This window comes from Gilliamella sp. LMG 34362 (assembly GCF_984569125.1).
Map to the genome: position 1 here is coordinate 699309 of NZ_OZ474902.1, position 12183 is coordinate 711491.

A 12183-nucleotide genomic window follows, 5' to 3' on the forward strand; every position below is an offset into this window, starting at 1 on the left:
TTGCTAAGTATAGCTAGCGTTGATTTAAATATCTTTCAAGTATTACTAAAAATAGTGACAAATTTTCGTCAGAAAAACATATTTCTTACTAAATGACTAGTATTTTATTTGTAATTATTTCGTTAAGATCTTGATTATTTGTGTTTTTATAAGTTGGCACGTTGATTGCATTGTAAGTGAGTAATCTTTTTACTTACCTTTTTTATGTACTAATTAACTGGAGGTCATATGTCCGACACAATTATGTCAAATTATAACAAATTACGTACCGATCTAATAACAAAAGATCGTCGTTTCAGTGCGCAAAACGGCAAACTTTGTTTTGATGGTGTGAATTTGGAAGAATTAGCAAAGAAATATCCAACACCTTTCTATGTATTTTCTGAAAAAGAAATCGATCGTAATATTCAGGAAATCAAAGATTCGTTTAAAGCTCATCCAAACACAAAAATTTTCTATGCGTCAAAAACATGTTCAGTAATGGGGGTACTTAAAGCGATTAAAGATGCGGGTATCTATGCAGAAGCGAACTCAATGTTTGAAGTGCGTAAATGTTTAGAAATTGGTTTCCCTGGTAGCCAAATTGTTTTCAATGGTGTAGTTAAAAAACCGGTAGATTTAGAATTTGCTATTCAAAATGATCTTTATATCATCAACGTTGATAGCTTATATGAATTAGATATTATCGATGAAATTTCTCGTCGTTTGAAAAAAATGGCTAATGTTTGTGTACGTGTTGAGCCAAATGTTCCATCGGCTACTCATGCAGAATTAGTTACTGCTTATCATGCTAAATCAGGTATCGATTTAGAACAAGCTGAAGAAACTTGTCGTCGTATTCTTGAAATGCCTTATGTGCATTTACGTGGTTTACATATGCACGTGGGTGACCAAGTGCCAGAAGCAGAACCATTTGCTAAAGCGACTAAAGTATTAGTTGATGAATCACGCCGTTTAGAAGAAGTTTTAGGCATTAAATTTGATTTAATCAACGTTGGTGGTGGTATTCCTGTTCCTTATAAATATGATGATGAAAATGGTAACCCATTACAAGACAACATGTATGCAGGTATTACAGCACAAGATTTCGCTGATGCGGTAATTAGTGAAGTTCATAAATGGCGTAAAGACGTTGAAATCTGCATCGAACCAGGCCGTAAAGTTACCGGTTCAGCAGGTGTACTTTTAACTGAAGTTGCTTGTGAAAAACGTAAAACTAACTACGATTTAGATGGTAACATCGAAGAACATGTTGAATGGAAATTTGTTGACGCAGGTTATAGCGTGTTATCTGATAGTCAACATTTTGATTGGTTCTTCTATGTATATGATGCATCAAAAATTACTGAACAACATGATGAATACATTAAATTAGCTGGTCCATTATGTGATGGTGGTGACTATTTCCATGTAGGTGTTAAAGGTGAAGAATTCTTATTACCTAAAGACACTGAGATTGGCGATATCATTGCTTTCCTTGACGCTGGTGCTTATACCATCGAAAGCCAAACGGTTTATAACAATCGCCCACGTACGGCTGTTGTTATGATTGATAAAGAAGGCAAAGACCGATTGATTCGCCGTGAAGATACTTACGAGGATATGGTTGGATACGACGTGTATTAATCATGAGCTATCTGGGGCACTCAGTGCTCCAGATATAATAATGTGAGGTTATTTTATGAGTGATTCTAAAGATTCAAGTTTACTTGGCATTAAAGACATTGTGTTTATGAATGTCATTGCGATTCTAAGTTTACGTCAAATTCCTAATGTTGCTCCTTATGGAGCGTCAGCAATGGTGCTTTGGCTACTTGCTGCATTTTGTCTGTTTTTCCCATTAGCTATGGTTTGTGGTGAACTTTCTACTGGTTGGCCTAAAGATGGTGGGATATTTGTCTGGGTAAAAGAAGCGTTTGGTAAACGAATTGGCTGGATAGTAGTCGTTTGTTTCCTATTCTCATGCGTGCTTTTCTTCCCACTCATGTTGCAATTTGGTTTTACTGCAATTGGTTACATGTTTAGTCCTGAATTAGCACAAAATCAGGTGTTTATTGGTGTTGGTTCCATGGTGGTATTCTGGATCTTAACATTAATGAATATCAAAGGGATGAAATGGACTAAAATTATTAACAGTGTTAGTGCATGGTTAGGGGTATTTATTCCTGCTGGTATTATCGTGTTATTAGCTATTGTATGGTTAATGACTGGTCATCCAATGGCAACTGATTATAGTCATGTTAGTGATTGGATTCCGGATTTAAGTAGCTGGGACACTATTGTATTTTTATCAAGCATGATGTTCGCTTTTGCTGGACTTGAAGTTGCACCAATGATTGCAGGCCGTACTCGTGATCCACAACGAGACTTCCCTAAAGCAATGGCAGTATCTGCAATTGTTATTGTAGGTATCTATATGATCGGAACTTGGGCAATTAATACTTTATTACCTGCTGCTGATACTGATATTGTTGCCGGTGTAATGCAAGCGATGGAAGCTGCCGCTGAAGAATTAAATATGCCTTGGTTATTACCTGTAATGGCAATCTGTTTATTCTTTGGTGCATTAGGTCAAATTAACTCATGGTTAGTTGGTCCTATCTATATGTTACAAGAAGCATCAAAAGAAGATAACTTACTTGGTGAACGTATTGGTCGTTTACATCCAGTATATCAAACACCAGCATTTGCTTTAGTTATCCAAGCGATAATTGTAACGGTACTTTGCTTCTCAACATTTGTATCGCCAAGTATTGCTGCTGCATATTGGATGTTAACCGCATTAACAACCATTTGTTATTTTATTCCTTACTTAGTAATGTTTATTGCCTATTATCGTTTACGTATTACTCAACCTGATGTACCACGTAGCTTTAAGATCCCAGGTAAAGTATTACCAATTGTTTTACCAGGTTTAGGATTCTTATCTACATTATTTGCGGTGATCTTAGTCTTTATTCCACCAGCACAAATTGATATGGGTGGATATGTTGAGTATATCGCTAAAATTGTTGGTGGTGCAGTGCTTGCAATTGTGTTAGCTGAATGGATATACCATCGCGCACAAAAACGTAATCGCTTGCAACAACAATAAGATATAGAGGAGTAATTTATGTACAAACCTATATTAGAAATTGATTTAGGTAAATTAAAAGACAATGCTCGTGTTGAAAAAGAGCTATTAGCTAAACACGGCATTGAAGTTATGGCTGTAAATAAAGTTTTTGATGGTTGCGTTGAAACTGCCAAAGCAGTGCTTGATGGTGGTATTGATGTTATTGCTGAATCAAGAACCTACAATTTGAAGAAACTTAAAGATGCATTAAATTGTAAAACTTGCCTATTACGCAGCCCTTGTTTAAGTGAAATCAGTGAAGTTGTTAAGTATGCTGATATCAGTTTAAATAGTGAAAAACAAGTTATTCAAGCACTTTCTGATGAAGCGGTAAAACAGCAAAAAGTCCATCAAGTTTTATTAATGGTGGATATGGGGGATTTACGCGAAGGGATTTGGTTTGAACATGTAGACGATATTATTGAAACGGTCAAACTGATCCTTTCTTTACCCGGTGTTGAGCTTTATGGGCTTGGTACTAACTTTAACTGCTATGGAACTGTGCTACCGACAGTGAAAAATGGCGTAGATTTTTTACACATAGCACGCAAAGTTGAAGAAGCTTGTAATATCAAGATCAAATATCTATCTGCTGGTAACTGTACTAGTTACCATCTGCTTGATAAAGGGATCTGGCCAGAAGGACTTAATCACATCCGTATTGGTGGTTTACATGAGTTTGGTATTGAGTATGTCGATATGAAATATCTTGATGAGTTTCATCACTCAAACAAACCGGTCGAGAAAGCTTGTAGTGACATGTATAAATTATATGCACAAGTTATCGAACTTAATAGTAAACCTACCGTGCCTGTTGGTGAATTAGGTGTTGATGCCTTTTTGAACAGCAAAACTTTTGTTGATCACGGTACTCGTAAACGAGCTTTGCTTGCTTTTGGTCGTCAAGATGTGCCGGCGGAAAACTGTGTACCGGTTAATGATAACATTACGGTATTAGGTCAAACGAGTGATCATACTATCGTTGATATTGAAGATGTTTCTGAAACATTGCGAGTTGGCGATATGATCGTTTTTGAGCTTGATTACACAGCTCTGCTTATGGCTTGCCAAACCAACGGCGTAGAAAAACGATTTGTTTATTAATATATAACTGCTGCTGGGCAACCAGCAGCTATTATTGATTACTAGGCGGTTTACATGGCAACATCAGAACCTCAAGAAAGTCCTTATCCCAGTACTTTAAAGAAAAACTTAAAGAATCGTCATTTATTGATGATTTCATTAGGTGGTTCAATTGGTACAGGATTATTTATTGGTATTGCAGCGCCACTTAGCACGGTTGGGCCTTTAGGGACCATTATCGCTTATCTACTTGCCGGCAGTATTATGCTGTCTACCATGCTTTGCTTAGGTGAACTTTCTTGCGCATTCCCTCATGCAGGGTCTTTCCAGCATTATGCATTAATGTTTATTCCACATCCTATTTGGAGTTATACTATTGGCTGGTTATATTGGTTAAGCTGGGTACTATCTATGGCTGCTGACTTAACAGCGGCGTCTATGATTGCTCATCAAGTTTTTTCCTCTATTCCTATCTACATTCTTAGTCTAATTATTCTAACCGTTATCACTTGTGTTCATTTAACCTCTGTTCGAGCTTTTGGTGAAAGTGAATATTGGTTTTCAACAATCAAGGTATTAGCCATTATTACGTTTATAGCGGTTGGTATATATCTACTTTATCAACAATATAATCAAACACATGTGTTACCAACTTTTAAGACAGAGCAGGGCTGGTTTCCTAATGGATTTTTATCAATCTTTGTTTGTATGACTATTGTGACTTATTCATTTCAGGGGGTTGAATTAATTGGTAGTGCCGCAGGTGAAGCGCAATCACCCCAAACTGTTTTGCCTAAAATTATCACCGGTGTGGCGTTTCGGATAATTTTGTTTTATGTGTTAGCAATAGCCGTGTTAGCACTGGTATATCCCTATGGTACAACACATGATGAAATTAGCCCATTTGTTTGGGTATTCAATAAAGCGGGGATAACCTTTGCATCGTATGCAATGCTGTTCGTTATATTTTGTGCTGCGATTTCGGCTGCTAATTCGGCAGTTTATGCTAGTTCTAGAATGTTATGGTCGATGGCTCAGGATAATTTAGCACCAAAATATTTCTCAGAAGTGAATAAACGTGGCGTGCCAACCAAAGGAATATTGTTTATTGCTATTATTGCTTTAGTTTCGCTATTTTCTAAGTATATCGCAGCTGAAAAATTATACCTCTATTTAGTAGCAAGTACTGGGCAAGTTGGTTGTTTTGCTTGGATTATTATTGCTTGGTGTCAGTATCAATTTCGGAAAGGAGTAAATGAAGGTAAATATAGTAAAGATATGATTAAATTTAAATCCCCACTATTTCCTTGGTTAGCGATAATATCTATCACCGTTAACATTGTTATTATTGTTGGGGTCTGGTTTGGTGAATCAGGACATTTTATTTTATTATCTGAGGTAATCTTAATTTTTGTTATCTTGAGTACATACTACTTTTTTAAAAAACGAAAAGTTAAGTTGGATAACCAAATAGATTAATCATATTCATTATATATGTAATCACCTAATGATTAATTATCGGTGATTACATACAATCAAATATTAATATTTGCTGACAATACACAAATTCTATTTCTAACCTATTGTTAGCCAAATTATTTTAAGAATGCGGAGACACCTGTAAATACCACTTGCGCTGCAATAGCCGATATTAATAACCCCGTTAGTTTTGATAGAATAGCAATACCTGTATTTTTTAATACTTTAGCAATGCTTTTAGCGCATAATAGCATGGCATAAATACCACTAGAGGCAATTAGTAGAGAAATTGCACCAATCAAATTTTGCATAATACCAACTGAACTTGTGCCCATTACAATAATTGTACCGATTGATGCCGGCCCCATACATAATGGTATTGCTAGTGGTACGACACTAATATCATCATCGTCACTATGAATTTTATTTTTTTCCGGTGAATCATTCATTAAAGCAACAGCGGTAATAAATAATAATGCTCCCGAGCCAATTCTAAACGCATCAAGTGTAAAACCGAACACACTAAACATGGCATTACCAAAAAAGAATAGCACAATACCAATAATAAATACTGCACAAGATGTTTTTAATGCTATTTTGCGACGTTGTGCTTCATCATATTGTTTGGTGCCACTTAAAAATGCACTTAACACTGCTGGTGGCGTCATCAATGCGAATAACTTGGTTGTGGTGGCAAGAATCTCAACAAGATAGTTATCCATTATGTTACCTTTTATATCATTTAGATATTACTTGAATTGTGTCAACGATTGTTGGCGGGAATGAACATTTACTATACACATAAAAACGGTCACCATAAAGGTGACCATTTTAATTGGATATATTTTAATTAGTTTATTAAATATGAACCAATTGGAATTAGTTAAGGCGCTCTTTGATACGAGCTGCTTTACCACGAAGTTCGCGTAAGTAGTAAAGTTTAGCTTGACGTACTTGACCACGACGTTTCACAGTAATTGAATCAACAATTGGTGAGTGAGTTTGGAATACTCGTTCAACACCTTCGCCATTCGAAATTTTACGTACTGTAAATGCAGAATGTAAACCACGATTACGAATTGCTACAACTACACCTTCATATGCTTGAAGACGTTTTTTGTTACCTTCAACAACCCATACTTTAACTTCTACCGTATCACCCGGGCGAAAAGACGGGATGTCTTTCTTCATTTGTTCTTGTTCTAATTGCTGAATAATTGCATTTTTCATAATTTTGTCTCTTACTAGTTATACTGAAATATTATTGGCTCGGTTTATCATTATATTCCTGTTGGAATTCAGTGAGTAAACGTTGCTCTTCATCAGTCAGAGCTAGATTTTCAAGAAGATCTTCTCTTCTCAACCAAGTTCGTCCTAGTGATTGTTTTAATCGCCAACGACGAATCGCTTCATGGTGACCAGACATTAATACATCGGGCACCGCCATTCCATCTAACACCTCTGGACGAGTATAGTGTGGGCAATCAAGTAAACCGTTAACAAAAGAGTCTTCTTCTGCTGATGATTCATGATTTAACACGCCAGGGATAAACCTTGCTAATGCATCAATCATTGTCATCGCCGGTAATTCACCGCCACTTAACACGTAATCCCCAATTGACCATTCTTCATCAATTTCGGTTTGGATAACGCGTTCATCTATACCTTCGTATCGTCCACAAATCAAAATCAATTTTTGATATTGTGACAACTCGCAAACTCCCTGTTGGTTTAATTTGCGCCCTTGTGGGGAAAGATAGATTACTTTAGTATCTTCACCTGCTACAGCTTTGGCTGCATGAATCGCATCTCTAAGTGGTTGTACCATCATTAACATGCCTGGACCACCACCATAAGGCCTATCATCGACAGTCTTATGCTTATCATGCGCAAAATCGCGCGGGTTCCAATAATCTACTGTTAACAGCCCATTTTTAACGGCTCGACCAGTTACGCCATAACAGGTAATAGCTTGGAACATTTCGGGAAAAAGGCTAATTACGCCAATCCACATATTCTTACCTTACCAATTAAAATGCAGGATCCCAATCGACCACAATCATTTTTGTTGTTAAATCAACTTGTTTAATAAATTGTTCTTCAACAAAAGGGATTAAACGTTCTGTTGCTCCAAATGCATCTTTTAGATTTGCTTTAACAACCAATACATCATTAGAACCGGTTTCCATTAAATCAGTTACCTGACCTAAGTCATAACCATTAACTGTTTTTACTCGACAGCCAATCAAATCTTTCCAATAAAAATCACCTTGATTTAGTTCAGGCAATTTCTCAGCATCAACAAATACTTCAGCATTCGTTAACGCATTAGCTTGGTCGCGATCATCAACGCCTTTGAGTTTAACAATCATGTCCTGATTATGAGGTTTAAAGCTCTCAACGACTACTTCTTGCCATTTACCAGCATGCTGGATATACCAAGGTTTGTAATCAAAAATACTATCTGGAAATTCTGTAAACGAAAAAATCCTGAGCCATCCACGAATGCCGTAGCTTGAACCAAGTTTACCCACAACAATTAGATTCTCAGTATTCATCATCACAGTTACTATTACTTAATTAAGCAGCTTTTTGTGCTTGTTTGATCAATGCATTAACACGATCAGAAACAGTTGCACCTAAACCAACCCAATGATTTACGCGATCAAGATCTAAACGTAATTCTTCTGCTTTACCTTGTGCAATTGGATTAAAAAAGCCAACGCGTTCAATAAAACGACCATCACGTGGGTTACGGCTATCAGTGACAACTACTTGATAAAAAGGGCGCTTTTTAGAGCCACCACGAGCTAAACGAATAGTTACCATAACATCCTCTTAAATTAAAAAATAATCTTTCTTTTGCCCAACATGGACAAAATCAAAGCCCCAGAATTATACTCTTTCTAGCAAAAAGTGCAATGATTGATTGAGTGTGAAAAAGCGTGGTGGATTTGGTTATTGGCAAGTTTTGTTATGAATGAATATAAATTAATCTTTTAACCAATTTATATTATAGATAATAAGCTTAAGTTATGTTGGCTAATTAGCTGAATTATAATATTGCGATAGTTAGCCTTTTAAATAGCTGTGTGCCCAATAATTAAGGCTTTTTACGCCTAAATGCGCGAATTAAAACATCAAAAAAACCTAATGATTTAACCATTCTCTGACTATCAACATATACTCGGATAGCTCTTAATACTTGTTTGGGATCTTTAGATGCAAATGCAAATGTACCATCTTTTTTGGTTTGTATAGAGTAACGTGATATCCATCTTCCTTTAAAAAATACCGATGCGATGACATAATCGACTTCTTCCCAAGGTATTTGAATATATTTGCGAGGATCTCGCTGATGATAAAATTCGAACGCTTTATCGCCAATCATAATATGACCGTATTCTGAAAGTCCTGAAAAAGCTGTCGCTTTTACTGTTAAATCTATTTTGCTATTTAATGACTGAACCATTTAGTTGTTTGTATCCCTTATGCAAATTTGAGTTACTCATTACACCCTTTTTTGATTATTTTGAAAAAAGGGTGATTAATGTTTGAGGAAAGCGACAATTTTTGCTTTAAAAAGTACTCTCCTCAATTTTTTTAGTCAAAACGATTATTTTTATAAAAGACCGACAACGTGACCCAAAATACCGACTAAAAATAGTCCAAGAATAATTAAAATTGGCGATACTTTTTTACGAAGTAACCACATACATAAGAAAGTTAATAATAATGGCACTAGTCCAGGTATTAACTGATCTAAGTTATTTTGTAAAGTAGTGACTTTTTCTTGGTTAAGCGCTAATCCACTTTGCATTTGAATCAATGCTTGGTGAATACCTTCGGCACCAGCTGGAAGGGAATTCCAATCGATAAATGCACCATTATCTAATTTAACCGTTGATACAATTGGTTGGAATTTTATTGAAACCCATCTTTGCACTAATGCTGCTAGTACAAACATACCCAAGATAGATGCACCTTTGGTGATTTTTTGTAGCAAACCACCACCTAAATTATCGGTAATTTTTGAACCAGTACGGTACCCGAATTCCTGGGTAAACCACATAAAGCTCCCACGAATAATATTCCAAAATAAGAAGAATAAAATTGGTCCTAAAATGTTACCGCTTAGGGCGAGTGATGCACCAAGTGCGCCTAGCATTGGACGAACAGTAAACCAGAACACAGGATCACCTACACCGGCTAAAGGTCCCATCATTCCCACTTTTACCCCTTGAATTGCAACATCATCAACCGGTGCACCATTAGCTCGTTCTTCTTCTAAGGCTAGAGTTACACCTAATACTGGTGATGCTAAATAAGGGTGAGTATTAAAAAATTCTAAATGGCGTTTCAAAGCTGCTGAACGGTCTTCTTTTGTAGTATATAATTTTTTGATAGCGGGAATCATTGAATAGGCCCAACCACCATTTTGCATACGTTCATAGTTCCAAGAACCTTGGAGGAAAGTTGAACGCCAAGCTACCGCTAAACGGTCTTTTTTGCTTAATTGAATTCGATCTGTCATGTTCTTCTCCAAGTTCCTAGTAATCATTCAAAATATCATCAAGTGGATCGCCTTTACTTCCACCGCTTGATGAATTACCACGTTCAGAAAGGTTTATATAAATCAGTGCTAAAGCGATACCTAAGGCACCGAGTGCAATCAACGTTAATTGTGATATTGCTGCAACCACAAAACCGATAATGAAAAATGGCCAAACTTCGCGGTTTGCCATCATATTGATTACCATGGCATAACCAACGGCAACAACCATTCCACCACCAATAGCCATACCAGTTGTTAACCATTCAGGCATTGCGTTTAATGCTTCTTTGACGGCTTCAGCAGGAATAAATAATAGTGCAGCAGCTGGAATAGCAATACGTAGACCTTGTAAACAAACACCTAACATTTGTAGCCATTCTATTTTGCGAATATTACCTTCTTCAGCTGCGGCATCCATTAAGTGTACTAAAGGTACGGCAATCGTTCGCACAATCATAGTTAAAAATAGGCCGGCAACAGCAAGCGGAATGGCAACGGCAATCGCAGTTGATACACCTGCAACACCTTGACCACCAAGTACTAAGATAATCGATGAAGCGACAGCAGCAAGAGCTGCATCGGGTGCTACTGCTGCACCAATATTTGCCCAACCTAATGCAATCATCTGTAATGATCCACCTAGTACGACACCAGCTTCTAGATTACCTGTTACCAGACCAATTAAGGAACAAGCAACCAATGGTTGGTGAAATTGGAATTGATCCAAAATACCTTCCATCCCGGCTAAAAAAGCAATAACTATCACTAGAATGATAGCAACAATTGATAAAGTCATAATAATAACCCCTTAATTAAACTATTTTTGTTCAGCTAATTCTTGTTTCGCTTTTTTTAATAATTCATTCATATTATCGTTTGAATCATTAGGTACTTTGCGAACGTCAAATTTCACATTTTTCGCTTTCAATTTTTCGAATGCATCAACATCTTCAGCGCTCATTGATAACACTTTATTGACCATTACTTTGCCAACTGAATGTGCCATTGAACCGACATTTAATGTTTCAATATCGACACCACCGTCTAAAGCACGCAGTACATCTTCAGGGTTTTCGAACAGTAATAAGGCTTTGGTATTGCCAAAACGCGGATCATGGGCAACTTGAATAATCTTTTTAATTGGCACGACATTGGCTTTAACTCCAGGAGGAGCCGCCTCTTCAATTAGTTTTTTCCGTAATTCATCTTTGGCTACTGAATCGGAAACCACGATAATACGATTAGGATTTGTGGCTTTAGTCCAAGACGTCGCCACCTGACCATGTAATAAGCGCGAATCAACACGAGCTAATACTATTTTCAACTTACCATCACCTAACACGGTACCTTCTGGGATAGTATTTGATTGTTGGTTGTTTACTTGTGGTTTAGCCGCAATTTCAACAGTTGTTCGAATTCCTTCCTGAGCTGACTCTATAATTGCTGTAGCCACTTGTTTGGCACTATCCATGGATAAACGTGATGAATAGGCTTCGATTAGCATAGGAAGATTCAAACCAGCAACGATAGCCCAATTAGGGTGTTCGCCACAAAGTGTATTGGCTTGATTAAATGGCGTTCCACCCCATAAATCAACTAAAAACAGTACTTCATTTTGGTTATCGAAAGTAGCTATTGCTGCTAGCATCCGTTCTTTTAAACTTTCAGGACTATCACTTGGGTGCAAGGTAACGGCTTTAACGTTTTCTTGCTCGCCAAATATCATCGTCCCTGATTGTAAAATACCTTCAGCAAACTCACCATGAGTTGCTAGGATAATTCCAACCATAACGTACCTCCTAGGTTTTTATATTATTGCTAATATAAAGTTAATAAAATAAAGCAAAGTGATTTTATTTTAGTTAACAACATAAGTTATTACCTTGATCTGTATCAAAGATTAATAACAATAATTGTTAACTGATTAAATAATCTTCATTTAACTAACATA

Annotated in this window: 12 protein-coding genes and 2 pseudogenes; 4 read left to right on the plus strand and 10 right to left on the minus strand. The window is 36.7% G+C overall.

Going from position 1 to position 12183, the window contains the following annotated elements; translation table 11 throughout:
• Nucleotides 1–228 precede the first annotated feature (228 nt).
• Genes dokD through AC5LWZ_RS03335 form a run of 4 tightly spaced genes read left to right on the plus strand, consistent with a single transcriptional unit; the run spans nucleotide 229 to nucleotide 5677 of the window.
• The gene (dokD, locus tag AC5LWZ_RS03320; RefSeq protein ID WP_086362972.1) at nucleotides 229–1626 is read left to right on the plus strand and encodes an ornithine/lysine decarboxylase DokD; all 1398 of its coding nucleotides are present in this window, start codon (nucleotides 229–231) and stop codon (nucleotides 1624–1626) included.
• 55 nt (nucleotides 1627–1681) lie between these two features.
• Entirely contained in the window at nucleotides 1682–3094 is a 1413-nt protein-coding gene (locus AC5LWZ_RS03325) for an APC family permease (protein ID WP_086362971.1), read from the plus strand.
• Between the two features lie 18 nt (nucleotides 3095–3112).
• Nucleotides 3113–4219 (plus strand): alanine/ornithine racemase family PLP-dependent enzyme, encoded by a 1107-nt coding sequence (locus AC5LWZ_RS03330; RefSeq protein WP_110448519.1) that lies wholly within the window; start codon nucleotides 3113–3115, stop codon nucleotides 4217–4219.
• Nucleotides 4220–4273: 54 nt separating this feature from the next.
• Nucleotides 4274–5677: an amino acid permease gene (locus AC5LWZ_RS03335; RefSeq protein ID WP_198222131.1), complete on the plus strand. Its 1404-nt coding sequence runs from the start codon at nucleotides 4274–4276 to the stop codon at nucleotides 5675–5677.
• Nucleotides 5678–5793: 116 nt separating this feature from the next.
• Here AC5LWZ_RS03335 and AC5LWZ_RS03340 read toward each other — a convergent pair whose 3' ends face one another.
• From AC5LWZ_RS03340 to AC5LWZ_RS03385, 10 genes and pseudogenes are all read right to left on the minus strand, one after another.
• The gene (locus AC5LWZ_RS03340; RefSeq protein WP_065613828.1) at nucleotides 5794–6399 is read right to left on the minus strand and encodes a MarC family protein; all 606 of its coding nucleotides are present in this window, start codon (nucleotides 6397–6399) and stop codon (nucleotides 5794–5796) included.
• Between the two features lie 157 nt (nucleotides 6400–6556).
• Nucleotides 6557–6907 carry a 50S ribosomal protein L19 gene (rplS, locus tag AC5LWZ_RS03345; protein WP_025314641.1) on the minus strand — a complete coding sequence of 117 codons (351 nt, stop codon included), beginning with the start codon at nucleotides 6905–6907 and terminating at the stop codon, nucleotides 6557–6559.
• A gap of 31 nt (nucleotides 6908–6938) precedes the next feature.
• Nucleotides 6939–7691: a tRNA (guanosine(37)-N1)-methyltransferase TrmD gene (gene trmD, locus AC5LWZ_RS03350; protein WP_493463958.1), complete on the minus strand. Its 753-nt coding sequence runs from the start codon at nucleotides 7689–7691 to the stop codon at nucleotides 6939–6941.
• A 16-nt stretch (nucleotides 7692–7707) separates the two neighbouring features.
• Nucleotides 7708–8238, minus strand: a complete 531-nt coding sequence (rimM, locus tag AC5LWZ_RS03355; RefSeq protein WP_493463959.1) for a ribosome maturation factor RimM — start codon at nucleotides 8236–8238, stop codon at nucleotides 7708–7710.
• 19 nt (nucleotides 8239–8257) lie between these two features.
• The gene (gene rpsP / locus AC5LWZ_RS03360; protein ID WP_034900786.1) at nucleotides 8258–8506 is read right to left on the minus strand and encodes a 30S ribosomal protein S16; all 249 of its coding nucleotides are present in this window, start codon (nucleotides 8504–8506) and stop codon (nucleotides 8258–8260) included.
• Nucleotides 8507–8780: 274 nt separating this feature from the next.
• Complete coding sequence (locus AC5LWZ_RS03365) at nucleotides 8781–9149, minus strand: DUF956 family protein (RefSeq protein ID WP_110448517.1); 369 nt, start codon at nucleotides 9147–9149, stop codon at nucleotides 8781–8783.
• Nucleotides 9150–9299: 150 nt separating this feature from the next.
• The gene (locus tag AC5LWZ_RS03370; RefSeq protein WP_110448516.1) at nucleotides 9300–10211 is read right to left on the minus strand and encodes a PTS system mannose/fructose/sorbose family transporter subunit IID; all 912 of its coding nucleotides are present in this window, start codon (nucleotides 10209–10211) and stop codon (nucleotides 9300–9302) included.
• Between the two features lie 16 nt (nucleotides 10212–10227).
• Nucleotides 10228–11028: a PTS mannose/fructose/sorbose transporter subunit IIC gene (locus AC5LWZ_RS03375; RefSeq protein WP_110448515.1), complete on the minus strand. Its 801-nt coding sequence runs from the start codon at nucleotides 11026–11028 to the stop codon at nucleotides 10228–10230.
• 21 nt (nucleotides 11029–11049) lie between these two features.
• Nucleotides 11050–11589: pseudogene (locus AC5LWZ_RS03380) on the minus strand (PTS sugar transporter subunit IIB); the annotation flags it as partial.
• A gap of 65 nt (nucleotides 11590–11654) precedes the next feature.
• A pseudogene (locus AC5LWZ_RS03385) lies at nucleotides 11655–12021 on the minus strand (PTS sugar transporter subunit IIA); the annotation flags it as partial.
• Nucleotides 12022–12183 lie beyond the last annotated feature (162 nt).